Genomic DNA, 25,792 nt, shown 5'->3' with positions numbered 1-25,792 from the left:
ACCATGGATGGCCCGATGAACGGCGTCAGCATTTTTTTCCTGCAGGCGATGCTGGTGGTCGCGCTGCCCTACCTGCTGTGGCGCGGTGCCGGCCTGCGCGCGATGGTTCCGCTGGTCGGCGTGCAGGTGCTGGCCGGCATCGTGCTGGGGCCGTCGGTGTTCGGCGCGCTGGCGCCGCGCGGCTGGACCGCGCTGTTCGGGCCCGAGCGACTGCCGATGCTGTCTGGGCTGCAATGGCTGGCGGTGACGCTGTTCTGCTTCCTGACGGGGCTGCACTTGCGCGAAGGCGGCGTGCCCGCGCACTGGCGCGCGACCGTGCAGATCTCGCTGGGCAGCATCGCGGCGCCGTTCGCACTCGGGGCCGCGGCGGGCTGGTGGATGGTCACCGCCGGCTGGCCGGTGGCCGGCGCGCTGGCAAGCCCGGCGTGGTTCGCCGGCGCGATGGGCATCTGCACCGCGGTTACGGCGCTGCCGGTGCTGGGCGCGCTGCTGCGCGAGATGCGCCTGACCGGCACGCACCTGGGCCAGCTGGCGCTGCGCTGCGCCGCCGTCAACGATGCCTGGGTGTGGCTGTTCCTGACGCTGGTGCTGTTGCAGCACGGCGGCCACGACGGCGCTGGCATCCTCGCCGTGGCCATCCGCGCCGCGGCCTACCTGGCATTCATGCTGCTGGTGGTGCGCCCCGCGCTGGCCTGGCTGCTGCGCCGGCGCGCGCCGGAAACCGAGCTGCTGCTGGCGATGGCGCTGAGCCTGGTGCTGGTCTCGGCATTCCTGGGCGAGCTGGCCGGCCTGCACCATGTGATGGGCGGCTTTGTCGCCGGGCTGGCATGGCCGGCGCGCGCGGCGCAGCGCGTGCGCCAGCAGCTCGAGCCGGTCACGGTGGTGGTGCTGCTGCCGTTCTTCTTCCTCGCCGCGGGGCTGCGCACCGAGATCTCGCTGGAGAATCCGATGACGCTGTGGATCGCGGCGCTGTCGCTGGTGGTCGCGGTCGCCGGCAAGATGGCCGGCGTGGCGCTGCCCGCCCGCCGCGCCGGGCTTGGCTGGCCCGATGCGCTGGCGCTGGGCGCACTGCTGCAGACCAAGGGCCTGGTCGAGGTGGTGGTGCTGACGGTGCTGCTGGACGCGCGCATCCTCAGCACCGCGGCGTTTTCCGGGCTGCTGCTGATGGCGCTGGCCAGCACGCTGCTCGCGCGGCCGCTGACGATGCTGGTGGCACGCGGGCGCCTGCCCTGAGGTGCTGTCCTGAATGTGCTGCCCTAAGCCGGCGCGAAGCCGGGCAGCGCCGCAATCTCGCCCGCCAGAAAGTCCAGCAACACCCGCACCCGCGCCGGCTGGTAGCGCCGCGACGGACAGACCAGGAAGGCTTCCTGCGCCGGGCCGCGCCAGCGCGGCAGCACCCGCCGCAGCGCGCCGCTGTCGAGCAGGTCCTGCACCAGCCATGCCGGCGTCATGCCAAAGCCGGCGCCGGCAAGAAAGCTCTCGCGCATCGCCAGCGAGTTGTTGACGCGGTAGCGGCACGGCGCGCTCACCAGCGCCTGCCCGCCGGGACCGTCGAGCACGATCTCTTCGCCCGCGGCGAGCCAGGTAAAGCGCAGAATCTGGTGGCGCTCCAGGTCCGCTGGCTGCCGGATTTTCGGATGCCGCGCCAGGTAGCCCGGCGCGGCCACCAGCAAGCGCTGCGACACCGCGATCCGGCGCGCCACCACATGCGGCGGCAACGCGGCGCCCAGCCGCACCGCCACATCGACACCGGCTTCGACCAGGTCGACAAAGCGGTCGTCGAACAGCAGTTCCACCTCCACCTCGGGATAGCGCTGCTGGAACGCCAGCACCAGCGCGTTGAGCCGCAGCACGCCGAAGCTGGCCGGGGCGCTTACGCGCACACGGCCCGCCGGCTGGCCGGAGACGCCGCGCGCCTCGCCGACGGCCTCGCCGTATTCGTCCAGCACACGCCGCGCGCGCTCGTAGAAGCGCCGCCCGGCCTCGGTCGGCGCCAGGCTGGTGGTGCTGCGCGCCAGCAGCCGCACGCCCATGTCACGCTCCAGCGCGGCCACGATCTTGCTGATGGTCGGCTGCGTGGACTGCTGCTCGCGTGCCACCGCCGACAGGCTGCCCAGCTCCACCGCGCGCACGAAGACCTGCATTGCCCGCATGGTGTCCATGCCGCTCCTTGTTCTTCGTCATTCCGGATTGGAATGTGCAATATGCCATTTTGCCTGCTAGCTGGCATAGGTGGAATGGCCTAACTTTGGTCCCATGCCGGCACCGTAGCCGGTCCATCCACCAGGACAAGACCATGTTTTCCGATCTCCGTTTGCTGCGCCGCGTGGCGGCGCTGACCTTTGTAGCGGCCATGACCAGCAGCGCAGCCATCGCCACCCCGCTGCAGGACCGGGCCTGGCTGACCAGCTGGATGGCCAGCCAGCAGCCGGTGTGGCAGCCCGATGCGCTGCCGTTGCCGACCGGCGTGCCGGCAGTGCTGGCGGACCAGACGGTGCGCCAGGTGGTGCGGCTGAGCGTGGGCGGCGGACGGCTGCGCGTGGTGCTGTCAAACCCCTATGGCCGGCAACCGGTCGTGGTTGGCGCGGCGCAGCTTGCCCCTCACGACGGCGGCGGCCGCATCGACACTGCCGGCAGCCACGCCGTGACGTTCGGCGGCAGCGCCACGGTGACGATTCCCGCCGGCCAGTCCGTGGCCAGCGACCCGCTTGCCTTCGCCACGCCGGCATTGCGTGAGCTGGCGCTGAGCCTCTACCTGCCGCAGCGCACCGAGATCGAATCGTTCCATTGGGACGGCCGCCAGACCGCGTGGCTTGCCGCTGGCGATGCGACCACGCAAGCCGGCTTGCCGGCGCCGCAGGCGTTCAGCGCACGCCTGCTGCTGAGCGAGGTGCAGGTCGACGCGCCAGCGGGCGCAGGTGCCGTGGTCGCGCTCGGCGATTCGATCACGGAAGGCAACGGCTCGACCCCCGACACCAACCGGCGCTGGCCGGACCTGCTGGCGCAGCGTCTGGCCGCCGATGGCGTGGCCGTGCTCAACGCCGGCATCTCCGGCGGCCGGCTGCTGCGCGACGGCATGGGCGTATCCGCGCTGGCGCGGCTGGAGCGCGACGTGCTGAGCCAGCCGCACGTGCGCGCCGTGGTCGCGGCCATCGGCATCAACGACATCGCCTGGCCGGGCTCGACCTTCGCGCCCGCCGCTGCCGTGCCGCAGCCCGCGGAACTGATCGAGGGCTACCGTCGCCTGATAGCCGCGGCTCATGCGCGCGGCGTGCGCGTGATCGGCGCCACCATCACGCCGTTTGCCGGGGCGTTGCGCGATACGCCGATCCGCGGCTATGACGGTCCGGGCAAGGAAGCCGTGCGGCTGGCGGTCAATGACTGGATCCGCCACGGCGGTGCGTTCGATGCGGTGGTGGATTTCGACGCGGCCGTGCGGGATCCCGCGCGCCCCCAGGCGCTGCTGCCGGCATTCGACAGCGGCGACCACCTGCATCCGGGCGATGCGGGCTATCGCGCCATGGCGGCGCAGGCGGATGCGGTGTGGAGAAACGTCGCCGCTCAGTCCCGATCCGGCGCACCCGGCGGGAACAGCGGACGATAAGGCCGCGCCTCGTCCACCGCGCGTGCAAACGACGGCCGCGCCAGCAGCCGCTTGCGATAGGCGCGCACATTGCCGCATGCCGGCGGGATCGGCTGCACCCAGTCCGCATAGAACAGCGAAGGCGCGGCGGCGCAGTCCGCCAGCGTGAAGGCATCGCCGGCGGCCCATTGCCGTGCCGCCAGCTCGGTCTCCAGCCAGGCATAGGCGGCGTCCAGCAGCTTGCGGTGCTCGGCCACGCCATAGGCATCGCGGTTCGCCGCGGGACGCAGGTAGTCGGCCACGATGCGCTGCATCGGCGTCATCACGTACTGGTCGAAGAAGCGGTCAAGCAGGCGCACCCGCAGCGCGGCGTCGTGCGCTTCCGGCAGCCAGCGCACCGGCCCGCGGTGATGCTGGTCCAGGTACTCGACAATGATGCTGGACTCGAACACCGCGCGGCCTTCATCGATCAGCAGCGGCATGCGCCGCAGCGGCCACTGCCGGCCCAGTTCGTCCATGTTGCCGGCGTGCTCCGGCGACAGCATGCGAAATTCGAAAGGAATCGCGTTCTCGTACAACGCAACGAGGACCTTCTGGCAATAGGATGAAAACGGGTGCGCGTACAGCTGCATCGTGATCTCCGGTGGTGAATGTGGTGGCAGGGGTTTTGCGCGCCTACCGCTGCGCGGCGAAGCGATCGGTTGCGGCGATCAGCTGGTCGAGGATGCCCGGCTCGGTCCATGCATGGCCGGCGCCTTCGATCAGGTGGAAATCTGCCTGCGGCCACGCCTGGTGCAGCGCATAGGCATAGCGTGCCGGGCACGGCATGTCATAGCGGCCATGCACGATCACGCCGGGGATGTCGGCCAGCTTGTGCGCGTCGCGCAGCAGCTGTCCGTCTTCCAGCCAGCAGCGGTGCGTGAAGTAGTGGTTCTCCAGCCGCGCGAAGGCCAGCGCGAAATGCCCGTCGTCATGCCTGGCGCTATTGCCGGCGTCCGGCAGCAGCGTGATGGTCTCGCCTTCCCACACGCTCCAGGCGCGCGCCGCCTGCACCTGCTTGTCCTTGTCGTCGCCGGTCAGCAGCTTGCGATATGCCGCCATCATGTTGCCGCGCTCAGCCTCGGGCACCGGCGCCTGGAAGCGCGCCCACTTGTCGGGGAACATCTCCGACACGCCGTACTGGTAGTACCAGTCCAGCTCCGCCTGCGACACCGTGTAGATGCCGCGCAGCACCAGCTCGCTGACGCGCCGCGGGTGCTTCTGCGCATAGGCCAGCGCCAGCGTCGAGCCCCACGAGCCGCCGAACACCAGCCAGCGCTCGACCCCCGCCAGCCCGCGCAACCGCTCGATATCGTCGACCAGGTGCCAGGTGGTATTGGCCTCGAGCCCCGCATGCGGCGTCGAGCGCCCGCAGCCGCGCTGGTCGAACAGCAGCACGTCATAGCGCGCCGGATCGAACAGCCGCCGGTGCTCCGCGGAAATGCCGCCGCCGGGCCCGCCATGCAGGAACACCGCGGGCTTGGCGCCGGGCGTGCCGACGCGTTCGTAGTAGATGACATGCCCGTCGCCGACCTCCAGCGTGCCGGTTTCATAGGGCTCGATTTCGGGATAGAGGGTGCGCAGGGCGGGCATGGGTGCGGGGCTCAAGGGGGTAAGGAGCCACAGTGTACGCCGTAGCTTCATCGCCCTGGATGCCGACCTGGCTACCCCGCAAACATCTCTCTCACCCAGTCCCGCAGCAACCGCGTAGCGGGACGCTGCGCCGCGCGCTCGCTGTAGACCAGGTCATAGCGAAAGCTCTCCAGCGCCAGGTCAAAGGGCTGCACCAGCGCGCCCGAAGCCAGTTCTTCCGCCACCAGCGTCAGGCTGAGCAGGCCCACGCCCTGCCCTGCGATGGTGGCCTGCACCGCGTGGATCTCGTCGGTGAAGCGCAGGCCCGCCTGCGCATCGGCCACCTCGACGCCGGCCTGCGCCAGCCACTGGCGCCATACCGGGGCGCGCACGTCATCGCGCGCGGCAGGGCCCCATTCAAAGTGAACCAGCGTGGCTTGCTTCAGGTCCTGCAAGCTGGCCAGTCCCAGTCCGGGACTGCAGACCGGCGCAAAGCGGTCACGGAACAACGGCTCGACCACCAGGCCCGGATAGCTGCCGCTGCCGTAGCGGATCGCCGCGTCCGCATCGTGGTCCAGGTCGACGACCTGGTCCGACGCATCCAGGCGCAAGGTCCAGTCGGGATGCGCGGCCCGGAACTGGCCGGCAAGCGGCGCGAGCCGCCGGGCCATGAACGCCACCGTCGACGTGAGCGTCGCAACCTGGCTGCGGCCGCTGCGCTGCACCGCCAGCACGGCGCGCTCCATGCCGTCGAGACCGTCCCGCACCGCGGGGAACAGCTGATGCCCGGCCGCCGTCAGGCGCACCTTGCGGGTCTGGCGCTCGAACAGCTTCACGCCGAGGCTGTCTTCCAGCAAGCGGATCTGGTGGCTGACCGCCGTCGGCGTGACGTGCAGTTCGTCCGCCGCGTGCTTGAAGCTGGCGCGGCGGGCGGCAGCTTCGAAGGCGCGCAGGGCGCCCAGTGGCGGCAGTTTGCGCAAGATATCTCCATGGATAAGATGTGCTCATGCATCGACTGAGAAGCGACCATTTGTCTGGGTCGATATCGACGCCGATACTTGCGATGTCGGCCGGAAAGCCAGATGGCGAGCCAGTCGACAAGATGAATTCTACTCAATCATTCACCGGAGCCAGCGATGCACCTGGAACAAGTCCACACCCATCCCGATCCCTATGCCCCCTATCTGCTTTCGCAAGCCATCCGGGCGGGCGGCCTGCTGTTCGTTTCCGGCCAGGCCGGGGTTGGCGACGATGGCGCCATCGTCGGCCGCGGCGACTTCGACGCGCAGGCCGAGCAGGCCTTCCGCAACCTCGAACGCGCGCTGAAGGCGGGCGGCTCCGGGCTGGACCGCGTCGCCAAGGTGACCATCTTCCTGACGTCGATGGAACACTTCCCGAAGATCGTCGCGCTGCGCCGCAAGTGGTTCTCCGCCCCCTACCCTGCCGACACCATCGTCGAGGTCGCGGCGCTCTATTCGCCGGACGCGATGATCGAGATCGAGGCCATCGCCGTCGCCACGGGGGCCGCGCAATGACCGCGCCCGCCGCCCCGTCGCTGTTCGATGCGCTGGCGCTGAACGGCGTGCCGCTGCGCAACCGCCTGGTGGTGGCGCCGATGACGCGCATCAGCGCCTCGGACGCGGGCGTTGCCACCGAGGCCATGCGCCGCTATTACGCGGGCTTCGCCCGCGGCGGTTTTGGCCTGATCGTCACGGAGGGGATCTATACCGACCGCGCCTACGCGCAGGGCTACGCCGGCCAGCCCGGCCTGACCGACGCCCAGCAGGCGCATGCATGGCGAAAGGTCGTGGCCGCGGTCCACCAGGCCGGCGGGCGCATCGTCGCGCAGCTGATGCATGCCGGCGCGCTGTCGCAAGCCAACCGCTTTCGCGACGACACCGTGGGGCCATCGGCCGTGCAGCCGCGCGGCCAGCAGATGCCTGTCTATGGCGGCAAGGGCCCATACCGGATGCCGCGCGCGATGGATGAGGCAGAGATCCTGCAGGCGATCGAAGGCTTTGCGCAGGCCGCGCGGCTGGCCCGCGAAGCGGGGTTCGACGGGGTAGAAATCCACGGCGCGAATGGTTATCTGCAGGATCAGTTCCTCACCGGCCATACCAACCAGCGCCAGGATGGCTGGGGCGGCGGCATCGCGCAGCGCATGCGCCTGCTGCTGGAGACGATCAGCGCGGTGCGGGCGACAGTGGGAGCCGGCTTCGTCGTGGGCGCGCGCCTCTCGCAAGGCAAGGTGAACGATTTCACCTACAAATGGCCGGAAGGCGCGGACGGCGCGAACGCGGTCTTTGCCGCGCTGGCGGCAAGCGCCGTCGACTACCTCCACGTGACGGAACACGAGGCCTGGCAGCCCGCCTTCGCCGACGGCGGCGCGACGCTGGTGCAACACGCTCGCCGCGCCGCGCCGGGGTTGGCGATCGTCGCCAACGGCGGCCTGCATGCGCCATCGCGGGCAGCCGGCATGCTGGACCAGGGCGCGACGCTTGTCGCGCTCGGGCGCGCTGCGCTGGCCAATCCGGACTGGCCGGTGCGGGTGCGCGCGGGACAGCCGCTACGGCCATTCGACGGGGCCGTGCTTGCGCCGCTGGCCGATATCAAGGATGCGGAACTGGCGCTGCGCGAAGCCAGCGCGGCGGCGACGCCGGCATGACCACCGGTCCGCCTAGCGCCCGGCGCGATCCCTGCGCCAGCTGGCCGGCGCCATGCCGAACTGCGCCGAAAACCACCGCGTAAACGAACTGGCCGAGCCATAGCCCAGCAACTGCGACACGCGCAGCAGCGAATAGCGCGGGTTTTCCACATACCGTCGCGCCAGTTCGCGCCGCACGTCGTTGAGGATCTCGGTAAAGTTCTCGCCCGCGTCGTCGAGCTGGCGCTGCATGGTGCGCAGGCTCAGGCCCAGGCCCTCGGCCACGGCTTCGCAGGTGGCGCGGCCCATCGGCAGCATCAGGTAGATGGCGGCGCGCACTTCCTGGCCGATGGACTGCGGGTTGGCGCGCGGCAGCGTGTCGATGAACTGCTGCGCATAGCGCGCCATGGCCGGGTCCGCCGTCGGGTTCGGCGCGTCGAGGTCGGCTGCGCGGCAGACGATGCCATTGAAGTCCGCATTGAATTCCAGCGGGCAGCCGAACAGGCGGCGATGGATGCGCAGGTCGGCCGGCGCCGCATGCGTGAAGCTTACGCCGATCGGTTGCCAGCGCGGCCCCAGCAGCAGCGCGCACATGCGGAAGACGACACCGATGGCCAGCTCGGTAGCCTGCCGCGAGGGCGCGTCGCTGAGCACTTCCTGCCGGATCACCACCGCGCCGCCCGCCTCTTCCAGCAACAGCGCCACCGAGTCGTTGACCAGGTGCCGGTAGCGGATGGTGGTGGCGAGCGCCGCGCGCAGCGTGGGCTGCTGGCTGATCAGCAGGCTCATCACGCCGAAGTCCGAGAGCTGGCGCGACTCCGCCATGCGCAGCCCGAAGCTCGGGCACGCCGACGCCTGCGCGGCGGCTTCCAGCAGCGCCACGCAGGCGCTCAGCGGAATACGCTGGTCGGGGTCGTCCAGCCAGGCACGCCGCAGCCGGGCCTGGCGCAGCAACGGCTGCGGATCGAGGCCGAGGTCGCGCGCAACCTCGAGGAAGTTGGTCAGTGCGGCAGCACGTATCAGGGTTTCCAAGCCGGCATTGCCCTTGCGAAGTGGTAGACGGGTTGCGCAGCGTCGCTGCAGCCGCGCCGGGCGCCTTCCCGCGGCAGCAGCGATGATAGGACCGCGTGGCATCAAATGCAAAGTCTTGCCGAAGCGGATCACGTCGTAGCGATGGATTTCATGCCCGGCGCGCGCGACCACTACCTGTGCGCGCAGGCCGAGATCCCGGAGTACCAGGTGCGCTGGCGCTGGAAGCAGCACAGCGTGGCGATCTGGGACAACCGCTGCACCCAGCATTACGCGGTGCAGGACTATGCCCCGACGGTGCGCAAGATGAAGCGGGCCGGCATCATCGGCGACGTGCCGTTCTGACGGCGGCAGGAAGGACAAAAGGGCAGCCTCTTCCGAGGCTGCCCTTTCTTGTTGCCCGGCATGGACTCAGGGCTGGATATTGAACGCCTTGACGATGCCGGCATTGCGCTCGAACTCCGCGCGCACGGATTCGCTCAACTGCGGCAACGGCTGCGCCGGCAGCGGCTCATAGCCAAGCGCCTCCATCCGGTCGCGCACCTTGGCCGTGGAAGCCGCCTTGTATGCCGCCGCGTGGATTTTCTCGGCCAGTTCGGGCGACAGCCTGGACGACGCAATCACCCCCACCCAGTTGCTGAACTCCATCTCCGGGTAGCCCATTTCCGCGAAGGTCGGCACCTGCGGCAGCAGCGCCGAGCGGCTCTTCGACGCCACCGCATAAACCTGCACCTTGCCGGCACGGATTATCGGCAGCGACGTCACCATGCCGTCGTACATCACGGCAATCTGGTTGCCCATCACCTGCGCCAGCGCCGGCGCCGACCCCGCGAAAGGCACATGCTGCAAGTCCAGCCCGGCCTTCTGGTTCATGATCATGCCGGCGTAGTGCGAGGCGGTGCCGGCGCTGTACGAGGCAAAGCTGAGCTTGCCGGGGTTGGCGCGCGCGTAGCTCACCAGGCTCTTCAGGTCCCTCGCCGGCAGGCCGGGCGCGCCGATCATCACCATGCGCGAACGCGCCACGGCGGCGATGGGGCGGATGTCCTTCAGCGGGTCGAACGCGGGCTTGAGCACATGCGGCACCTCGGTCAGCACATTGCTGGCGGTGACCATGATGGTCTGGCCATCGGCGGGTGCCGCCAGCATGGTGGTGATGGCGATGCCGCCGCCGGCGCCGGGCTTGTTGTCGACCACCACGGGGTGGCCCAGGTCCGCCGACAGCTGGTCCGCCAGCAGGCGGGCAAGTACGTCCATGGTGCCGCCGGCCGGGGCCGGCACCAGCATCCGGACCGGCTTGCTGGTCCAGGCCATGGCGGCGGGAGCGGCCAGCGCGAGGCAGGCCGCCGCGGCGGCAAGGCGCAGCAGGAACGCAGGGTGGGTGGGCATGTTGTCTCCGTTATGTAGTATGGACCTTGGTCGCCCGGCGTGCCGGCACTGCCGCCAGCACCTGCGCGCGTTCCGCCTCGCTCAGCTGCGCCCAGCGCCCGATCTCAAGCCGGGTCCTGCCGCAACCCTGGCAATAGCGGTTGGCAAGATCCATGCGGCAAATGTTGATGCAGGGATTGGCGAGGGCGTCGGGGTGATGCATCGCGGACTCCGGTAGTGCCTGCGCTGGCCTGCCAGCGCAGGCCGTCAGGCCGCCGCGCGCAGCGGCAGGTTCTTCTGCCCCGACTTGCGGTTGGGGGCCATGCCATTGGCTTGCAGCGTGGCGTCGGCGCTGTCGTACCAGGTGCCGATGCGGTAGATCTCGCGGGCTTCCTTGCCCGAGGCGATCTCGCGGCCGAGTTCGCTGGCCACGCGCACGCACTGCTCGATCTGCTGGACCGAAGTCATGCGGTTGCCATGCTGGTCGATGATGGTGTCCTCGATGCCGCAGCGCGGATGCAGGCCCATCGCCATCGCCATCATGTTGAACGGCAGCACGTTCTTAAGCAGCGACTCGGCGGTCAGGGTGCAGCCGTCCGGCGCGCGGTGCACGAAGTTGAAGAAGTTGAACGGGTTGGGGCCGTCGAAGCCGCCGCCGATGCCGATCCAGGTCAGGTTCAGCGGGCCGGTGTAGATGCCGTTGCGCACCAGCCGCTCCAGCGTTTCCAGCGCATGCATGCCGGTCAGCTGGAAATGCGGCTGGATGCCCGATGCCTGCAGCCGGCGCAGGTGCTCTTCCACCCAGCCCGGGCCGGCCGGCACGGTCATCTCGCGGTAGGCGGCCTGGTAGGCCGGCTGCTCCAGCGAGGTACCCTTCAGGTACTCGGGATAGAGCAGCTCCATGATGTTCATCTGGGTGGTGTTGATCGCCACCGTGACCTGGTCGGGCTTGGGCTCCAGCTCCGCCAGCATGTGGCGCGTGTCGTCCGACAGCCACTTGGCCTCCTGGCCGTCGTCCTCCGGCGCGAACGAGATCGAGCCGCCCACCTGGATGATCATGTCCGGCACCGCGGCGCGCACGCCGGCAATCAGCTCGTTGAACTTGGACAGGCGCTTGGAGCCCTTGCCGTCGAGTTCGCGCACGTGCAGGTGCAGCACGGTGGCGCCGGCGTTGTAGCAATCGACGGCCTTCTGCACCTGTTCCTCCATGGTCACCGGGATGTCCTCGGGGAAATCCTGCGGCATCCACTCCGGCCCATACGGGGCCACGGTGATCACCACCTTGTCCATGTTTTCGGGGTGCAGGGAATCGTCAAGGAATTGCATGGTTCGCTCCGGTTGGTCAGTGTCTGCAGTATCGGTCAACGACCGGCTGCGATTTGACGGTCCGGGACAACCGATTTACATTTCGGGACACTCAGGGAAAGCACGGAATCCGCCCATGTCCTACTATCTGCGCAGCGCCAGCCTGACCAACTACGTCGAAGTCGCGCGCGCGCTGGGCCTGGACCCGTACCAGCAGCTCAGGGCCGCGAAGATCAACCGCTCGGTGCTGCTGGACCCCGATCTGCGCATCCCGGCGGCAGCGGTGGGCCGCTTGCTGGATGCCTCGGCGCGCGCCGCCGCGGCCGACGATTTCGGCCTGCGCATGGCCGAGCTGCGCGAGTTCTCCAATCTCGGCCCGCTCGCCTTCGTGGTGCGCGAAGCACCGACGCTGCGCCGCGCACTGGAGTCGATGGTCCGCTACATGGGGCTGCAGAATGAATCGCTGACCATGCGCATCGAGGACAGCGATGAGCTGGTGACGATCCGGCTGCAAGTGCTCAGCGAAGCGCCGGGCACGCTGCGCCAGGCCACCGACCTCGCGGTCGGCGTGATGTTCCGCATGCTGAAGCTGTTCCTGGGCCCGTCGTGGCGGCCGCGCAGCATCTGCTTCACGCACCCGGCGCCGGTCAGCACGGCCACGTGCACCCGCGTGTTCGGCATGCCCGGCACCTTCAACCAGGACTTTGACGGCATCGTCTGCCTGGCTTCGGACCTGGAAGCGCCGCTGCCATCGTATGACCCGGTGATGGCGCAGCAAGTGAAGCACTACCTTGGCACGCTGCTGGCGCAGTCGACCGCGGCCACCATGGCTGACATGGTGCGCAAGCTGGTCTACGCGCTGCTGCCCACCGGGCTGTGCTCGGTCGAACGCGTGGCCCAGCACCTGAGCGTGGACCGGCGCACCGTGCATCGGCGGCTCGGGCAGGAACACACGACCTACTCCGAGATCCTCGCCGAAGCCCGTGCCGACCTGGTGATCCGCTACCTGGAAAACCGCGAGCGCCCGCTGTCGGAGGTGGCCGCGCTGCTGGGGTTCTCGTCGCTGAGCGCGTTCTCGCGCTGGTTCAGCGGGCGTTTCGGGCGCAGCGTGTCGGCCTGGCGGGGGCAGGCGGAGGGATAGGCATTCACTGCCCGCAGCCGAAGCGGCGGCGAACCCGGCCAGTATCTGGCGATCGGATCCCCGCGGCTTGATATTCCGGGACGTCCGTTTGACATTCCGTGACAGCTGGGGAGAACGCCGAGACAAAAAAAAACCGGCACCCGAAGGTGCCGGTTTCTGGCTGCCCCGCCGTCAGGCAAGGGCAAGCGAGCTTCAGTCTTCCAGCTTTGGCAGCGAGGCGCTGACCTTGGACGACAGCAGGCCGGTCTTGGCATACGTCTGCAGCTTCTCGCGCGTGTCGACGATATCCAGCGTGCGCATGGTCAGCTGGCCGATCCGGTCCAGCGGCGTGAACATCGACTCGCCCTTCTCCATGGTCAGCCGCTCCGGCTTGTAGGTCAGGTTGGCCGAGGTGGTGTTCAGGATCGAGTAGTCGTTGCCGCGGCGCAGTTCGATGGTGACTTCGCCGGTGATGGCGCCCGCCACCCAGCGCTGGGCGGTTTCGCGCAGCATGATGGCTTGCGGGTCGAACCAGCGGCCCTGGTACAGCAGGCGGCCCAGGCGGCGGCCGTTGTCGCGGTACTGCTCGATGGTGTCTTCGTTGTGGATGCCGGTGATCAGGCGCTCGTAGGCGATGAACAGCAGCGCCAGCCCCGGGGCTTCATAGATGCCGCGGCTCTTGGCCTCGATGATGCGGTTCTCGATCTGGTCGCTCATGCCCAGGCCATGGCGACCGCCGATGCGGTTGGCTTCCATGAACAGGTCGACGGCATTGGCGAAGGTCTGGCCGTTCAGCGCCACCGGCTGGCCTTCCTCGAAGCGCACGGTGACTTCCTCGCGCTTGACGTCGACGTCATCGCGCCAGAACTGCACGCCCATGATCGGCTGCACGATGCGGATGCCCGAATCCAGGTGCTCGAGGTCCTTGGCTTCGTGGGTCGCGCCCAGCATGTTCGAGTCGGTGGAATACGCTTTCTCGGCCGACATCTTGTAGTCGAAACCGTTCTGGCGCATGAACTCGGACATCTCGGCGCGGCCGCCCAGCTCGTCGATGAACTGCTGGTCCAGCCACGGCTTGTAGATCTGCAGGCCGGGGTTGGTCAGCAGGCCGTAGCGGTAGAAGCGCTCGATGTCGTTGCCCTTGAAGGTGCTGCCGTCGCCCCAGATGTTGACGCCGTCTTCCTTCATCGCGGCGACCAGCATGGTGCCGGTCACGGCGCGGCCGATCGGGGTGGTGTTGAAGTAGGTGATGCCGGCAGTGGAGATATGGAACGCACCGCACTGCAGCGCGGCGATGCCTTCGGCGACCAGTTGCGCGCGGCAGTCGACCAGGCGGGCTTCCTCGGCGCCGTAGGCCTTGGCGCGGCGCGGGATGTCGTCGTAGTCGGGCTCGTCGGGCTGGCCCAGGTTGGCGGTGTAGGCGTAGGGGACGGCGCCCTTCTGGCGCATCCAGAGGAGAGCCGCGCTGGTGTCAAGGCCGCCGGAGAAGGCGATACCGACGCGCTGGCCGGTAGGAATATGCTGCAGGATGGTAGTCATCGCCAGAAATCAATGTGAATTTGTCGGCTCTTGGGCGGGCTTCCCCTGCGTCGGCCGCAAGCGGCCGGGGGGCGGCGGGAAGCACGGCGACGCGGCCGGCCGAGTCACGTGCCGAGTCAGTGCCAAACGCGAATTGTGACACGGCGGCGCCCACGCGCCAAACCCCGGGGCCGGCGGGGGCGCGCGCGCCACCTGCGCCCACGCCTTCTGCGCTGCCGTCGCACCGTTCAAATCCGGCGAACGCGCCTTTCAAAACTCTCGACTGGTTCGCCCCGGAGCCCCTCCCTATACTGCGCCGCACTGTTGTCGGAAAGCGGAGTCGTCATGCTGCATCGCGCCCTGGAAGGTGTCCGGGTCCTGGATTTGTCGCGCATCCTGGCCGGTCCCTGGTGTACCCAGAACCTGGCCGACCTGGGCGCCGAGGTGACCAAGGTCGAGCACCCCGAGCGCGGCGACGATACCCGCGGCTGGGGCCCGCCGTATCTCGAAGCGCCCGCGGGCCCCGCGGACACGCGCCTGTCCGGCTACTTCATCTGCTGCAACCGCGGCAAGCGCTCGGTCGCAATCGACTATGGCACGCCCGCGGGCGCGGCGCAGGTGCGCGAGCTGGCGCGCGACGCCGACGTGCTGGTCGAGAACTACAAGGTCGGCACGCTGCGCCGCTACGGGCTCGACTACGACACGCTCAAGGCGATCAACCCGCGCCTGGTCTACCTGTCGATCACCGGCTTCGGCCAGAGCGGGCCGATGGCCGACAAGCCCGGCTATGACTATGTGTTCCAGGGCATGGGCGGGCTGATGAGCTACACCGGCCAGCCCGACGGCACGCCGGGCGCCGGTCCGCTGCGCACCGGGGTGGCCGTGGTCGACCTGAGCACCGGCATGTATGCCACCTCGGCGGTGCTGGCCGCGCTGTACCAGCGCCACGCCACCGGCGTGGGCGCGCACCTGGATATCGCGCTGCTCGATGTCGCGGTGGCGATGAACGCCAACCAGGCCGCAAATTACCTGGTGTCGGGCCAGAATCCCCAGCGCAGCGGCAACGCCCACCCCAACTGCGCGCCGTATGAAGTGTTCCGCTGCGCCGACGGCCACCTGATCCTGGCGATCGGCAACGACGGCCAGTTCGCGCGCTTCTGCGCGGTGGCCGGCCTGCCCGAGCTGGCGCAGGACGCGCGCTACGCCACCAATTCCGCCCGCATCGAACACCTGGACGCACTGCGCGCATGGCTGACCGAGCTCTTCCCCACCCGCACCCGTGCCGCGTGGACCGAAGCCTTCGATGCCGCCGGCGTGCCCTGGGGGCCGATCCACACCATGGACGAAGTCTTCGCCCATCCGCAGGTGCAGCACCGCCGGCTGATGCAGGTGGCCGAGCACCCGGTGATGGGCCGCGTGCCGATGGTGCGCAACCCGATGCTGGCCGGGCACGATGGCCCGCTGGCGCCACCGCCGCTGCTGGGCGAACACAGTCCGCCGCGCTGAGACCCCACCCAAAACCGATAACCCTGACCCGGAGACACCCGATGAAGTCAACCCTCGTCGCCATGGCCCTGCTTGGCATGGCCAGCGCCGCGCACGCCGCCTATCCCGAGCGCCCGATCAAGCTGATCGTGCCCTACGCCGCCGGCGGCACCACCGACATCATTGCCCGCATCGTCGGCACGCGCCTGGGACCCGTGCTGGGCCAGCCGGTGGTGGTCGAGAACCGACCCGGCGCCGGCGGCGCGGTCGGCAGCGCCTACGCCGCCAAGCAGCCGCCCGACGGCTACACGCTGGTGATGGAGGTGGAAAGCTCGCACGCGGTCAATCCCAACGTCTACTTGAAGACCGCGTACGACCCGGTCAAGGATTTCGCCCCGGTCAGCAACCTCGCCGACGTGCCCAACGTGCTGGTGGTCAATCCGACCTTCCCCGCCGCGGACCTGCCGTCGTTCATCAAGCTGCTCAAGGCCAATCCCGGCAAGTACTCGTTCGGCTCGTCCGGCAACGGCGGCCTGAGCCACATGAACGGCGAGCTGTTCATGAATGCCACCGGCACCCGTATGCTGCACGTGCCGTACAAGGGCCTGGGCCCGGCGCTCAACGATGCGGTCGCCGGCCAGATCCAGGTGGTGTTCGACAATATCCCGTCATCATCGGGGCTGATCCAGGGCGGGCGCCTCAAGCCGCTGGCCGTCGCCGCGAAGCAGCGCCTGAAGGTGCTGCCCAATGTGCCGACCTATGCCGAAGCCGGGCTGCCGGCAATGAACAACCCGTCGTGGTTCGGACTGGGCGCGCCGGCCGGCACGCCCGCCGCCATCCTCGACCAGCTCAACGACGCCGTGCGCAAGGTGCTGGCCGAGCCCGAGGTGATCGCCGCCATCGAGAAGCAGGGCGCGATCCCGGCCCCGACCTCGCGCAAGGCTTTCGGCGACCTGATCCGTGGGCAGAATGCGCACTGGAAGCAGGTGGTCGAGGATATCCATTTCATCAAGCTCCAGTAAGCCACAAGGACCGACATGAGCGCACTTCAGCAGGAACCGCACGCGGGCGTCGAGATCGACGCGCGCGGCATTGCCACCGTCACCATCCGCGAGGCGGGCTCGCTCAATATCCTGAGCACGCCGGTAATCGCCTCGCTCACGCGCGCGATCGAAGCGCTGGCCGCCAATGACGCGGTGCGCGTGCTGGTGCTGCGCGGCGCCGGCGAAAAAGGCTTTGTCGGCGGCGCCGACATCAAGGAAATGGCCGCGCTCGACCGCGCCAGCGCCGAGACCTTCATCAGCGGCCTGCGGCGCCTGTGCGATGCCGTGCGCCACCTGCCGGTGCCGGTGATCGCGCGCATGCCGGGCTGGTGCCTGGGCGGCGGCCTGGAACTGGCGCTGGCTTGCGACCTCCGCATCGCCGCCGACAACGCCCAGCTGGGCATGCCCGAGGTGAAGGTCGGCATTCCGTCGGTGATCCACGCCGCGCTGATGCCGCGCCTGATCGGCAATGCGCGCACCGCCTGGATGCTGCTGACAGGCGAGATCGCCGACGCCGCCGAAGCGCTGCAGTGGGGCCTGGTCAGTCGCGTGGTGCCGCTGGCGGAGCTGGACCTGGAGGTCGAGCGCGTGGCCGCGCTGCTGGCCGGCTTTGGCCCGGTCGCGGTACGCCAGCAGAAGCGCCTGCTGCGCGAGTGGGAAGACGCGCCGCTGGAAGTCTCGATCAACAACAGCGTGACCGAGTTTGGCAGCGCCTTCGACACCGGTGAGCCGCAACAGCATATGGCCACCTTCCTGAACCGCAAGCGCTGAGGCGCTGAAGCGCTGGCAGTGCCTACGGCGCCGTCGCCGCGACGGCGCCGCCTGCGCGCGTGGCCACCACGCGCGGATCGTTAAGCAGGAACTGCGCAAAGGCTTCGGCAAACGCCGGCAGCTTGCCGTCGGCGCGCACGATCAGATTCAGCTCGCGCAGCGCCCACGGCTCGGCCAGCCGCACCCCGGCCACGCGCGCCTCGCGCAGCGCCTGCGCCGCCACGCTGCGCGGCACCAGCGCCACCCCCACGCCCGCCTCGGCCAGCGACAGCACCGCATCGAAGCTGTGCGCATGCAGCCGCACGTTGGGCCCCTTGCCGGCGCGCTGTGCCATCTCGCGCAGGAACAGGAAGTTGCTGCTGGTGCGGCTCATGCAGACAAAGTCGAACGCCAGCGCCGCGCCAAAGCGCACCTCCGGCTCGCGCGCGAGCGGATGGTCCGCCGCCATGACCAGGATCAGCTCGTCGCGCGCGTAGCGCACCGAGCGCACGCCGGCCGCGTCGCCGCCGGTGTGGAAGTCTCCGGCGAGGATGCCGACATCGGCCTCGTGCGCCGCCACCGCGGCCAGGATCGACTGGCTGGCGCGCTCCTCCAGGTCGATGTTCACATCGGGATTGGCGAGCAGGAAGCGGCTGACGCTCGGGATGATGAAGCCGTTGAGCGAGCTGCTGTTGGCCAGCAGCCGGATATTGCCCTTGAGCCCGGCGGAAAAGCGCCCGACCTCGCCATGCATGCGCTCGACGCCCAGCAGCAGTTCGCGCACATGGACCAGCAGGGTTTCGCCGGCCGGCGTCAGTTCCATGCCGCGCGCGCTGCGCACGAATAGTAGCGTGCCCATGGCGTGCTCGAGGTTCTTCAGCCGGTAGCTCGCCGCCGAGGCGGTGATATGGGTGGCCGATGCGCCGCCCGACAGGCTTTGCGCATCGGCAATGGCCTGGAACAGGCGCAGGTCGGTCAGTTCGTAACGCAAGGCAACTCCGGTCTGGCCGCGGCGGTCGAACCGGTTGGCAATGGGCCGCGGCGATCTCGCGGCCATTCTAGTGCAGCGCGGTGGCCTTTCGGCCTGCCGTGCGGGCCTGGCCGCGGTGCCAGCGAATGATGTGGACGTCGTCCATTTTCTTTGCTAAGGTATGTGGACGGCGTACACAAAAGCTTGCGCGCCATTGCCGACGTGCCGGTCCGCGGTGCCTCTCCGCGCTTTGATCACGGCACGCCATGCCGATATCCGGTAGCCCCCCGGGGCGCCCTTCACAGGAGTTGCCATGCAAGTCAAGCCCTACCTGTTTTTCGAAGGCCGTTGCGATGAAGCGGTCGAGTTCTACAAGAAGACCCTTGGCGCCAAGGTCAACAGCCGGATGACATTCGGCGACAACCCCGACGCCGGCAAGGGCGGTGGCGAAGGCTGCCAGCCCGGCGCTGCCGCCCAGGACAAGGTCATGCACCTGGAGTTCCAGGTCGGCGACAGCATCATCCTGGCCTCGGACGGGCAGTGCTCGAACCAGCCCGCGTTCCAGGGTTTCGGGCTGGCGATCACCTTCCCCGATACGGCCGGCGTCGAGAAGGCCTTCAACGGCCTGAAGGACGGCGGCCAGGTATTGATGCCGCTGGACAAGACCTTCTTTGCCGAGCAGTTCGGCATGGTGGCCGACCGTTTCGGCATCATGTGGATGCTGCTGACGGCACCCAAGTAAGCCAAGTGGCGCGGGGTTTCCCGGCCGGCGACGCGCGCTCCGGGGCGATGGGCCCGGTCAGGGTTTACAATGCGCGCCGCCTGCCGGAGAAACCTCGCCATGGATGATCGCATCAACGAACTCGAAATCAAGCTCGCCTTCCAGGAAGACCTGCTCGATACCCTGAACAGCACCGTGGCGCGCCAGCAGCAGCAGATCGACCTGCTGCAGGAGCAGATGCGCGCGCTGTACCAGCAGGTGCGCAGCGCCGCCACCACCGCGGCCGAGGCCGACCCACTGCAGGAAATCCCGCCGCATTACTAAGTTGAACGGCCCGGCCGTGGGCATGCCATTGCCGATATGACGGAACGCCATGCCTGCCGCAGCGGTCTGACAGGCTGATTCCATTTGCCGCGTCGTCCCATGGCGCGCCCGATCCGCCACATGCGCCTGAAACCGTTCCTGCTGCTCGCGGCCACCTGCATCGCGGGCTCCGCCCCGGCCCTTGCCGGCTACAACCTCTGGACCGGCGAATATTCCCTGAGCCGCCAGGAACTGCAGACCGAACTGGACAAGCGCTTTCCCGCCACGCTGCGTTACGCCGATGTCGTCAGCGTGCAGCTCAGCCACCCCCGGCTGGTGCTGGATGAAGCCAGCAACCGCATCACCACCCATGTCGACGCACGCCTGACCAATGCCTTGCTGCCTGCGCCGCCCGTCGACGGCAAGCTGGCGCTCAACAGCGGCGTGCGCTACGACCCGGCCAAACGCGCGGTGCTGCTCGACAACCCGACCGTGCAGCAGGTCGAAGTCACCGGCATGGCGATCTACCGCGAACAGCTCAACGCCATTGGTGCCGTGGTCGCGCAGCAGTTGCTGAAGGACTATCCGGTCTATACCTTCAAGCCGGAGGAACTGCGCGTCGGTGGCAAGGACGTGGAACCGGGGGCGATCACGGTGGGCAAGGATGAGGTAAGGGTGGAGGTGAAGCAGCGATAGGCGCACCTTCGGGCAGCACCCGCCCTCCACGTCCTGGTCCAGCCCGCCGGTGCATCAGCCCTTGCTGCCCCGGAACACCAGCCCCAAACCCCCCAGCACCGCCCCCATCCCCGCCAGCGCCAGCGGCGCCATGCGGTTGCCCAGCAGCAGGTAGTCGAGCAGCGCCGTGCCCACCGGCACCAGGTAGAACAGGCTGGTGACGTTGACCAGGTTGCCGGCGTGGATCAGGCGGTAGAACAGCAGCGTCGCGCCAATCGAGATCCCCAGCGCGAGCCACAGCAGCGGCGCGGCAAACGCCAGCGACGCTTCGAAGGCGAAGGGCTGGAACGGCAGGCACAGCAGGCACGCCGCCAGGCTGGCGCCGTACTGCAGCGGCAGCACTTCGGCGGCTGCGCGCGTGCTGCGCTTCTGCAGGATGGCGCCGACGGTCATGCTGGCCAGCGAGGCCAGCGCGCACAGCACGCCCGCCGGCGACAGCCGGGCCAGCAGCACGCTGTCGGCCACGACCATGGCCAGCCCTGCGAACGCCAGCGCCAGGCCGACTAGGCGGGCGGCACTGACACGGCGCTCAGTCAGCAACAGCGTCAGCATTGGCTGCGCGCCGAGCACCGTGGCCAGCACGCCGGGCGTCATGCCGTGGTCCAGCGCCAGAAAATAAAACACGGCGTAGCCGCCGATCAGCAGCAGGCCGGCGCAGGCCGTGTGCAGCCGCTCGCCGCGCGGCGGCAGCAGGCGCTTGCGCGCCAGGCCGATCGCGCCCAGCACGGCGCAGACCAGCGCAAAGCGCAGCGTCAGCAGAGCAAACGGGGTGGCGTGGTCGAGCGCCAGCCGGGCGGCGATGGCGCCGCTGCTCCATAGCAGCACAAACAGCGGCGTGGCCCACAGGGCGGTGGATGTGGTGCGCGTGGCGAGCGGGTGGCGCGCGGCGTCGAAGCGCGCCGCGCAGTCTTCGTGGTTGGTCATGGCTTGTCATCTGTCGTCAGCTTGGCGGGCTCCGGCAGACGCATCGGCATGCGGCCACGGCGCGGCGGCAGCGCGCACGGGCGTGCGGCTGCCGTGCGCGCGGGCACACGGAGGCGGGACTACCGGAGACGAGAGAGGCTGGGGCGCGTGCCCGTCAGCCGCGCGGCGGCGGGTGTGCACCGCCAGAGAACGGCGGCGGCGGCGCGACAGATGTGAACGCAGGCTGGCGACGCAGGCACGGCAGCGCGCGGCCCGGGGGCGCGGCGTTGACGGGGCGTTGGCGGTCTGCGGTCATGGTGGAACGGGAAATCTCGAAAAGGTATCGAATCGGCGTCGATCAAGCGGTGTGGCGATGCTATGCCTGGCCGGCGCTGGCGTCAACGGGATCGGGCAGCTTCCTGCTCCAGACGCGACACCAGTGCCTGCAGCGCCGGCGCACAGCCGGCCTCGACCTTCAGCGCCAGCATGGCATCGGCACGCGTGGTGCCCAGGTTGAGCGCGGCCACCGGCTTGCCCATCTGGCCGGCCCAGACGCAGAAGCGGTAGCCGGAATACACCATCAGCGACGATCCCACCACCAGCATCGCATCCGCGGCGGCCAGCGCGGCGCGCGCCGCGTCAACGCGCGCGCGCGGCACGGATTCGCCGAAGAACACCACGTCAGGCTTGAGGATGCCGCCGCAATGGCCGCAGCTGGGAACCTGGAACTGGGCGAACAGTGGCGATTCGAAATGCACGTCGCCATCGGCGGCCGGTGCGGCAATCACGTCGCGCAGCGCGGCGTTGCGGGCCATCAGCCATTCCTGCAGGCCGGCGCGGTCGTGGCTGGCGCCGCAGTCCAGGCAGATGGCGCTGGCCAGGCTGCCGTGCAGTTCGATCACGCCCTGGCTGCCGGCGCGCTGGTGCAGGCCGTCGACATTCTGCGTGACCAGCGCCGTGAGCCGGCCCTGCGCACCGAGCCGTGCCAGCGCGTGGTGGGCAGCGTTTGGCCGCGCCTGCCATGCCAGCGGCCAGCCGAGCATGCTGCGCGCCCAATAGCGCTGGCGCCCGGCGTGCGAGCCGAGAAAGGCCTGCAGGGTGATCGGCGGCGAGCGCTGCCACTGGCCGCGCGCGTCACGGTAGCCGGGAATGCCGGAATCGGTGCTGATGCCGGCACCGCTCAGCACGAACAGGCGCGGGTGGCGCTGCACGAAATCGAACAGCGCCGCCCCGGCTTCCGTCGCGGCTTGCGAGGGCTGCGTCGTCAGCGCGCTCAACGGGCCGGATCCTCGGCATGGCGCGCGGCCTGGCGCGCCTCCCATGCCCGCAGCGCCTCGCGGTAGTGGTCGATCTCCTGGTAGTAGTAATCGAAGATGCAGGGATCGCAGCCGGAGCCGCAGCACTCGCCGTCGGCGGGTCGCTCCGGGGGCTGGGGGCGGGGATCGTCAGGGGCAATCGTGGAACCGGCGACAGGGACTACGGGGGACACTTGAGACACTTGCGGATTGCGCGCACGGCGCCATGGCAGACCAGCCCCCAGTATATTCCGGCGCGCCCGCCGGTGCGCCGGGGCCCGGTGGCAGCGCCGAAAGCCGATCTGCACGCTTCCGAGCCGCGTGTTGAATTGTTTTGGCGGGCGGCGCGGCGCAGGGCCCGCACGCCACGTTTTGCCGGAAGATAGCCGGACTCCCCCCACGGCAACCGGCCGCGCAGCGGATTTCGACCCCGATCGAGCCATGAAGGCAGCCCCACACCATCGCCTGCGCCACGCCGGCACGATGAGCCTGCTTGCCGCCATCGCGCTGACTGCCGGCGCCGCGACGGCCGCAGACCGTCCGGCGCCAAGCCACGACGCCGGCGCTGCCGCGAGCCCTGCAGCCCCCGCCGACGCGCACGCTGCCGCGCTGGGGCGCCCGCGCATCTGCCTGGTGCTGTCGGGCGGCGGCGCGCGCGGCGCCGCCCATATCGGCGTGCTCAAGGTGCTGGAGGCAATGCGCATCCCGGTCGACTGCATCGCCGGCACCAGCATGGGGTCGCTGGTCGGCGGCGCCTACGCCACCGGAATGGCGCCTGCGGAGATGGAACGGCTGGTCGCCGGACTAAGCACCGACAAGCTCTTCAAGGAACGGCCGCCGCGCCAGGACCTGACCATCCGCCGCAAGCAGGACGACTACACCAACCTGATCACGCCCGAGATCGGCGTGCAGGCAAGCGGCCTGCTGCTGCCCAAGGGCGCGGTTTCCGGCGTGCAGCTGGAGACGGTGCTGCGCCAGCTGGCCCGGACGCCGGGCTTCCGCGACTTCGACCACTTGCCGATCCCCTACCGCGCCGTGGCGACGGACCTGGTGGCGGGCACGCCGGTAGTATTCAGCCAGGGCGAACTGGCCAACGTGATGCGCGCCAGCATGTCGGTGCCGGGCGCGGTGGCGCCGGCGGAGTACGAGGGCCGGCTGCTGGTCGACGGCGGGCTCACCGACAACCTGCCGGTCGGCGTGGCGCGCGCCATGGGTGCCGATATCGTCATCGCGGTGAACCTGGGCACGCCGCTGATGAAGCGCGAGGAGTTGACCTCGGTGATCGGCGTCACCGGCCAGATGCTCAATATCCTGACCGAGCAGAACGTGCGCGCGTCGCTGGCCTCGCTGCGGCCCACCGACGTGCTGATCGAACCCGCACTGGGCGACTTCTCCGCGACCGATTTCGACCACCTGCCCGCCACCATCCCGATCGGCGAGGCGGCGGCGCGCCAGGTTGCCGAGCGCCTCGCGCCGCTGGCGCTGCCGCCGGCGCAGTATGCCGCGTTGCGCGCGGCCCAGCAGGCGGTGCAGCCGCCCGACACCCGCCCCGTCGACGAGATCCGGCTGGCCCCGCTGCATCGCGTCAATCCGGACTATGCGACCGCGGTGATGCAGACCCGGCCGGGCGAGCCGATCGACCAGGCTGCGCTGGACCAGGACATGCGCCGCCTGTTCGGCACCGGCGACTTCGAGCACGTCAACTACAGCTTCCTGGAAGAGCCCGGCAGGCGCGTGCTGACAGTCAATGCGGTCGAGAAATCGTACGGCCCCGACTACCTGCGCTTCGGGCTGGGACTGAGCTCGGACTTCCGCGGCGATGCGTACTTCAACCTGGTCGGCAGCTACCGGCGCACCTGGCTCAATGCGTTGGGGGCGGAATGGCGCACCGACGCGCAGGTGGGCCAGACCTCGGCGCTGAGCAGCGAGTTCTACCAGCCGCTGGATACGCGCCAGTTCTTCTTCATCGCACCGCGCATCGAGCTTGAGCGGCGCCCGGTCAATGTGTTCCGGGGCAGCACGCGCATCGCCACCTACGACGTGCGCCGCTTCGACCTCGCGCTCGACGTCGGCAGCCAGTTCACCAAGTACGGCGAGTTGCGCGTCGGGGTGCAGACCGGCTCGGAGCATGCCACCCTGAGCACCGGGCCGGCCTCGCTGGAACCGGGGCCAGGCAATATCCGGCGCGGGGCCATCACGGGCCGGCTCTTCTTCGACCAGCTCGACAGCGTCGACTTCCCGCGCTTCGGCTATGCGGGCGGAGTGCGGATCTATGCCTCGCAACCCGGACTCGGGGCGGACCGCGAGTATGTCAAGGCACAGGCCGACGGCACCTATGTCCACTCGTTCGGCGACCACACCCTGTCGTTCGGCTTCAAGGTTGGCGGCAATCCCGGCGGCAAGCCCCTGCCGCGCTACGACCTGTTCCAGTGGGGCGGTTTCCTGCAGCAATCCGGCTACGCCACCGGCCAGCTGATGGGCGGCAACCTGCAGTTTGCGCGGCTGGTGTACTACAACAAGCTGGCGCGGCAGACCCTGCTCCAAGGCGTCTACGCCGGCTTTTCGCTGGAAGCTGGCCGCGTGGGCGACCCGCTGGTGCCGGGCAGCCCCACCGGGCTGCTCAAGTCGGGGTCGGTGTTCCTGGCGCTCGACAGCCCGCTCGGGCCGCTGTACCTGGCCTATGGCCGCGCGGCGGCCGGGGTCTACAGCTTCTATCTGTACCTGGGCAAACCGTTCTGATGCAGGCTCCATGTGCGCCCGCCTTACCCCACCAAAGTTGTATGTAATGTCTTAATTCAAATGTCTATACTTTTGCTGTCACCAAGACCCCCTCTTGAATGACACCTTCCCCGGTCGCCGCTTCCCCAGCGGCGACTTTTTTATGGGCGCGTGCAAGGGCTACGGCGCGCCTATAATCCCTGCCTCAGGCTGCACTTGCGGCCGCCTTCGCGCCAGTCCTGCGCGCGCACACTCCATGCAGATCGACTTCCTCCATTTCACGCCGTGGCTCTCGCTGGCCGGCGGGCTCGTCATCGGACTCGCGGCGGCACTGATGATGCTCGGGCTTGGCCGTATCGCCGGCATCTCCGGCATCGTCGGCGGCCTGCTGCGGCTGCCGCACGGCGACAGCGCCTGGCGCGCTGCCTTTGTCATCGGGCTGTTGCTGTCGCCGTGGCTGGCCAACGCGTTCGACGTCATGCCTGCCGCCCGTATCGACGCGGACTGGACCGAGGTGCTGGTGGCCGGGCTGCTGGTCGGCGTCGGCACGCGCTACGCCGGCGGCTGCACCAGCGGCCACGGCGTATGCGGGCTGTCGCGCGGCTCGGTGCGCTCGCTCGCGGCCACCGTAACCTTCATGGCGGCCGGCTTCCTGACGGTGCTGGTGCAGCGCCACGGACTGGGGGGCTGAACC

Annotated in this window: 26 protein-coding genes and 1 pseudogene; 14 read left to right on the top strand and 13 right to left on the bottom strand. The window is 69.2% G+C overall.

Annotated elements, in window-relative coordinates; all coding sequences use genetic code 11:
• The first annotated feature begins 15 nt into the window (after positions 1-15).
• Positions 16-1,233: a cation:proton antiporter gene (locus ACOCMH_RS03420; RefSeq protein WP_427307774.1), complete on the top strand. Its 1,218-nt coding sequence runs from the start codon at positions 16-18 to the stop codon at positions 1,231-1,233.
• 23 nt (positions 1,234-1,256) lie between these two features.
• Here ACOCMH_RS03420 and ACOCMH_RS03415 read toward each other — a convergent pair whose 3' ends face one another.
• Positions 1,257-2,162, bottom strand: coding sequence for a LysR substrate-binding domain-containing protein (locus ACOCMH_RS03415; protein ID WP_427307773.1), 906 nt, complete (start codon positions 2,160-2,162; stop codon positions 1,257-1,259).
• A gap of 134 nt (positions 2,163-2,296) precedes the next feature.
• On the opposite strand from ACOCMH_RS03415, the gene ACOCMH_RS03410 reads away from it, so the two are divergent.
• Positions 2,297-3,604 (top strand): SGNH/GDSL hydrolase family protein, encoded by a 1,308-nt coding sequence (locus ACOCMH_RS03410; protein WP_427307772.1) that lies wholly within the window; start codon positions 2,297-2,299, stop codon positions 3,602-3,604.
• Here ACOCMH_RS03410 and ACOCMH_RS03405 read toward each other — a convergent pair.
• The 3 genes from ACOCMH_RS03405 to ACOCMH_RS03395 all read right to left on the bottom strand — a co-directional run bounded on the left by ACOCMH_RS03405 (position 3,562) and on the right by ACOCMH_RS03395 (position 6,174).
• Complete coding sequence (locus ACOCMH_RS03405; RefSeq protein ID WP_427307771.1) at positions 3,562-4,215, bottom strand: glutathione S-transferase family protein; 654 nt, start codon at positions 4,213-4,215, stop codon at positions 3,562-3,564. The genes ACOCMH_RS03410 and ACOCMH_RS03405 overlap by 43 nt on opposite strands.
• 43 nt (positions 4,216-4,258) lie before the next feature.
• The gene (gene pip / locus ACOCMH_RS03400; protein ID WP_427307770.1) at positions 4,259-5,215 is read right to left on the bottom strand and encodes a prolyl aminopeptidase; all 957 of its coding nucleotides are present in this window, start codon (positions 5,213-5,215) and stop codon (positions 4,259-4,261) included.
• 71 nt (positions 5,216-5,286) lie between these two features.
• Positions 5,287-6,174, bottom strand: coding sequence for a LysR substrate-binding domain-containing protein (locus ACOCMH_RS03395; RefSeq protein ID WP_427307769.1), 888 nt, complete (start codon positions 6,172-6,174; stop codon positions 5,287-5,289).
• Between the two features lie 156 nt (positions 6,175-6,330).
• Here ACOCMH_RS03395 and ACOCMH_RS03390 point away from each other — a divergent pair, with 156 nt between their 5' ends.
• Positions 6,331-6,729, top strand: coding sequence for a RidA family protein (locus ACOCMH_RS03390; protein WP_427307768.1), 399 nt, complete (start codon positions 6,331-6,333; stop codon positions 6,727-6,729).
• Entirely contained in the window at positions 6,726-7,859 is a 1,134-nt protein-coding gene (locus ACOCMH_RS03385; protein WP_427307767.1) for an NADH:flavin oxidoreductase, read from the top strand. The genes ACOCMH_RS03390 and ACOCMH_RS03385 overlap by 4 nt, the downstream gene beginning before the upstream one ends.
• Positions 7,860-7,871: 12 nt before the next feature.
• Here the strand turns inward: ACOCMH_RS03385 and ACOCMH_RS03380 are convergent, their stop codons facing one another.
• Positions 7,872-8,870: an AraC family transcriptional regulator gene (locus ACOCMH_RS03380; RefSeq protein ID WP_427307766.1), complete on the bottom strand. Its 999-nt coding sequence runs from the start codon at positions 8,868-8,870 to the stop codon at positions 7,872-7,874.
• A gap of 144 nt (positions 8,871-9,014) precedes the next feature.
• On the opposite strand from ACOCMH_RS03380, the pseudogene ACOCMH_RS03375 reads away from it, so the two are divergent.
• A pseudogene (locus ACOCMH_RS03375) lies at positions 9,015-9,212 on the top strand (TauD/TfdA family dioxygenase); the annotation flags it as partial.
• Between the two features lie 66 nt (positions 9,213-9,278).
• Here ACOCMH_RS03375 and ACOCMH_RS03370 read toward each other — a convergent pair.
• The 3 genes from ACOCMH_RS03370 to ACOCMH_RS03360 are packed head-to-tail and all read right to left on the bottom strand — an operon-like array spanning position 9,279 to position 11,558.
• Positions 9,279-10,253, bottom strand: a complete 975-nt coding sequence (locus tag ACOCMH_RS03370; RefSeq protein ID WP_427307765.1) for a tripartite tricarboxylate transporter substrate binding protein — start codon at positions 10,251-10,253, stop codon at positions 9,279-9,281.
• 10 nt (positions 10,254-10,263) lie between these two features.
• On the bottom strand, positions 10,264-10,455 hold the full coding sequence (locus tag ACOCMH_RS03365) for a DUF1289 domain-containing protein (protein ID WP_427307764.1): 192 nt from the start codon (positions 10,453-10,455) through the stop codon (positions 10,264-10,266).
• A 44-nt stretch (positions 10,456-10,499) separates the two neighbouring features.
• The gene (locus ACOCMH_RS03360) at positions 10,500-11,558 is read right to left on the bottom strand and encodes a 3-keto-5-aminohexanoate cleavage protein (protein WP_427307763.1); all 1,059 of its coding nucleotides are present in this window, start codon (positions 11,556-11,558) and stop codon (positions 10,500-10,502) included.
• Positions 11,559-11,673: 115 nt separating this feature from the next.
• On the opposite strand from ACOCMH_RS03360, the gene ACOCMH_RS03355 reads away from it, so the two are divergent.
• Positions 11,674-12,678 (top strand): AraC family transcriptional regulator, encoded by a 1,005-nt coding sequence (locus tag ACOCMH_RS03355; RefSeq protein WP_427307762.1) that lies wholly within the window; start codon positions 11,674-11,676, stop codon positions 12,676-12,678.
• Between the two features lie 192 nt (positions 12,679-12,870).
• Here ACOCMH_RS03355 and argG read toward each other — a convergent pair whose 3' ends face one another.
• Complete coding sequence (gene argG / locus ACOCMH_RS03350) at positions 12,871-14,196, bottom strand: argininosuccinate synthase (RefSeq protein ID WP_427307761.1); 1,326 nt, start codon at positions 14,194-14,196, stop codon at positions 12,871-12,873.
• Positions 14,197-14,520: 324 nt separating this feature from the next.
• Between argG and ACOCMH_RS03345 the strand changes: the two genes are divergently transcribed.
• The 3 genes from ACOCMH_RS03345 to ACOCMH_RS03335 are packed head-to-tail and all read left to right on the top strand — an operon-like array spanning position 14,521 to position 17,474.
• Positions 14,521-15,681, top strand: coding sequence for a CaiB/BaiF CoA transferase family protein (locus ACOCMH_RS03345; RefSeq protein ID WP_427307760.1), 1,161 nt, complete (start codon positions 14,521-14,523; stop codon positions 15,679-15,681).
• Between the two features lie 41 nt (positions 15,682-15,722).
• Complete coding sequence (locus tag ACOCMH_RS03340; RefSeq protein WP_427307759.1) at positions 15,723-16,682, top strand: Bug family tripartite tricarboxylate transporter substrate binding protein; 960 nt, start codon at positions 15,723-15,725, stop codon at positions 16,680-16,682.
• A 15-nt stretch (positions 16,683-16,697) separates the two neighbouring features.
• Positions 16,698-17,474, top strand: a complete 777-nt coding sequence (locus tag ACOCMH_RS03335; protein WP_427307758.1) for an enoyl-CoA hydratase — start codon at positions 16,698-16,700, stop codon at positions 17,472-17,474.
• 22 nt (positions 17,475-17,496) lie between these two features.
• On the opposite strand, the gene ACOCMH_RS03330 is transcribed toward ACOCMH_RS03335, so the two are convergent.
• Positions 17,497-18,444: a LysR family transcriptional regulator gene (locus ACOCMH_RS03330; protein ID WP_427307757.1), complete on the bottom strand. Its 948-nt coding sequence runs from the start codon at positions 18,442-18,444 to the stop codon at positions 17,497-17,499.
• 292 nt (positions 18,445-18,736) lie between these two features.
• Between ACOCMH_RS03330 and ACOCMH_RS03325 the strand changes: the two genes are divergently transcribed.
• The 3 genes from ACOCMH_RS03325 (at position 18,737) to ACOCMH_RS03315 (ending at position 20,143) form a co-directional block, all read left to right on the top strand.
• A complete protein-coding gene (locus ACOCMH_RS03325) occupies positions 18,737-19,165 on the top strand; it encodes a VOC family protein (RefSeq protein ID WP_427307756.1) in 429 nt (142 codons plus the stop codon).
• 99 nt (positions 19,166-19,264) lie between these two features.
• Positions 19,265-19,468, top strand: a complete 204-nt coding sequence (locus ACOCMH_RS03320; protein WP_427307755.1) for a SlyX family protein — start codon at positions 19,265-19,267, stop codon at positions 19,466-19,468.
• Positions 19,469-19,567: 99 nt separating this feature from the next.
• Entirely contained in the window at positions 19,568-20,143 is a 576-nt protein-coding gene (locus ACOCMH_RS03315) for a DUF1439 domain-containing protein (RefSeq protein ID WP_423766641.1), read from the top strand.
• A gap of 54 nt (positions 20,144-20,197) precedes the next feature.
• Here the strand turns inward: ACOCMH_RS03315 and ACOCMH_RS03310 are convergent, their stop codons facing one another.
• The 3 genes from ACOCMH_RS03310 to ACOCMH_RS03300 all read right to left on the bottom strand — a co-directional run bounded on the left by ACOCMH_RS03310 (position 20,198) and on the right by ACOCMH_RS03300 (position 22,574).
• A complete protein-coding gene (locus ACOCMH_RS03310) occupies positions 20,198-21,106 on the bottom strand; it encodes a DMT family transporter (protein ID WP_427307754.1) in 909 nt (302 codons plus the stop codon).
• A gap of 377 nt (positions 21,107-21,483) precedes the next feature.
• The gene (locus ACOCMH_RS03305) at positions 21,484-22,407 is read right to left on the bottom strand and encodes an NAD-dependent protein deacetylase (protein WP_427307753.1); all 924 of its coding nucleotides are present in this window, start codon (positions 22,405-22,407) and stop codon (positions 21,484-21,486) included.
• On the bottom strand, positions 22,359-22,574 hold the full coding sequence (locus tag ACOCMH_RS03300; RefSeq protein WP_427307752.1) for an oxidoreductase-like domain-containing protein: 216 nt from the start codon (positions 22,572-22,574) through the stop codon (positions 22,359-22,361). Before ACOCMH_RS03300 ends, ACOCMH_RS03305 begins: the two co-directional genes overlap by 49 nt.
• A 247-nt stretch (positions 22,575-22,821) precedes the next feature.
• Here ACOCMH_RS03300 and ACOCMH_RS03295 point away from each other — a divergent pair, with 247 nt between their 5' ends.
• Together ACOCMH_RS03295 and ACOCMH_RS03290 are read left to right on the top strand one after the other, a co-directional pair.
• Positions 22,822-25,119 (top strand): patatin-like phospholipase family protein, encoded by a 2,298-nt coding sequence (locus ACOCMH_RS03295; RefSeq protein ID WP_427307751.1) that lies wholly within the window; start codon positions 22,822-22,824, stop codon positions 25,117-25,119.
• Between the two features lie 235 nt (positions 25,120-25,354).
• Positions 25,355-25,789: a YeeE/YedE family protein gene (locus ACOCMH_RS03290; protein ID WP_427307750.1), complete on the top strand. Its 435-nt coding sequence runs from the start codon at positions 25,355-25,357 to the stop codon at positions 25,787-25,789.
• The last annotated feature ends 3 nt before the right edge of the window (positions 25,790-25,792 follow it).

This window comes from Cupriavidus sp. H39 (assembly GCF_050271075.1).
Classification (GTDB): domain Bacteria; phylum Pseudomonadota; class Gammaproteobacteria; order Burkholderiales; family Burkholderiaceae; genus Cupriavidus; species Cupriavidus necator_B.
This window is presented reverse-complemented; position numbering and strand designations above follow the sequence as displayed.

Coding starts and splice junctions, on each gene's coding strand:
- ACOCMH_RS03420 (WP_427307774.1), top strand. CDS start 16: ATGAACGGCGTCAGCATTTTTTTCCTGCAGGCGATGCTGGTGGTCGCG.
- ACOCMH_RS03415 (WP_427307773.1), bottom strand. CDS start 2,162: ATGGACACCATGCGGGCAATGCAGGTCTTCGTGCGCGCGGTGGAGCTG.
- ACOCMH_RS03410 (WP_427307772.1), top strand. CDS start 2,297: ATGTTTTCCGATCTCCGTTTGCTGCGCCGCGTGGCGGCGCTGACCTTT.
- ACOCMH_RS03405 (WP_427307771.1), bottom strand. CDS start 4,215: ATGCAGCTGTACGCGCACCCGTTTTCATCCTATTGCCAGAAGGTCCTC.
- pip (WP_427307770.1), bottom strand. CDS start 5,215: ATGCCCGCCCTGCGCACCCTCTATCCCGAAATCGAGCCCTATGAAACC.
- ACOCMH_RS03390 (WP_427307768.1), top strand. CDS start 6,331: ATGCACCTGGAACAAGTCCACACCCATCCCGATCCCTATGCCCCCTAT.
- ACOCMH_RS03385 (WP_427307767.1), top strand. CDS start 6,726: ATGACCGCGCCCGCCGCCCCGTCGCTGTTCGATGCGCTGGCGCTGAAC.
- ACOCMH_RS03370 (WP_427307765.1), bottom strand. CDS start 10,253: ATGCCCACCCACCCTGCGTTCCTGCTGCGCCTTGCCGCCGCGGCGGCC.
- ACOCMH_RS03365 (WP_427307764.1), bottom strand. CDS start 10,455: ATGCATCACCCCGACGCCCTCGCCAATCCCTGCATCAACATTTGCCGC.
- ACOCMH_RS03360 (WP_427307763.1), bottom strand. CDS start 11,558: ATGCAATTCCTTGACGATTCCCTGCACCCCGAAAACATGGACAAGGTG.
- ACOCMH_RS03355 (WP_427307762.1), top strand. CDS start 11,674: ATGTCCTACTATCTGCGCAGCGCCAGCCTGACCAACTACGTCGAAGTC.
- argG (WP_427307761.1), bottom strand. CDS start 14,196: ATGACTACCATCCTGCAGCATATTCCTACCGGCCAGCGCGTCGGTATC.
- ACOCMH_RS03345 (WP_427307760.1), top strand. CDS start 14,521: ATGCTGCATCGCGCCCTGGAAGGTGTCCGGGTCCTGGATTTGTCGCGC.
- ACOCMH_RS03340 (WP_427307759.1), top strand. CDS start 15,723: ATGAAGTCAACCCTCGTCGCCATGGCCCTGCTTGGCATGGCCAGCGCC.
- ACOCMH_RS03335 (WP_427307758.1), top strand. CDS start 16,698: ATGAGCGCACTTCAGCAGGAACCGCACGCGGGCGTCGAGATCGACGCG.
- ACOCMH_RS03325 (WP_427307756.1), top strand. CDS start 18,737: ATGCAAGTCAAGCCCTACCTGTTTTTCGAAGGCCGTTGCGATGAAGCG.
- ACOCMH_RS03320 (WP_427307755.1), top strand. CDS start 19,265: ATGGATGATCGCATCAACGAACTCGAAATCAAGCTCGCCTTCCAGGAA.
- ACOCMH_RS03315 (WP_423766641.1), top strand. CDS start 19,568: ATGGCGCGCCCGATCCGCCACATGCGCCTGAAACCGTTCCTGCTGCTC.
- ACOCMH_RS03310 (WP_427307754.1), bottom strand. CDS start 21,106: ATGACCAACCACGAAGACTGCGCGGCGCGCTTCGACGCCGCGCGCCAC.
- ACOCMH_RS03305 (WP_427307753.1), bottom strand. CDS start 22,407: ATGGGAGGCGCGCCAGGCCGCGCGCCATGCCGAGGATCCGGCCCGTTG.
- ACOCMH_RS03295 (WP_427307751.1), top strand. CDS start 22,822: ATGAAGGCAGCCCCACACCATCGCCTGCGCCACGCCGGCACGATGAGC.
- ACOCMH_RS03290 (WP_427307750.1), top strand. CDS start 25,355: ATGCAGATCGACTTCCTCCATTTCACGCCGTGGCTCTCGCTGGCCGGC.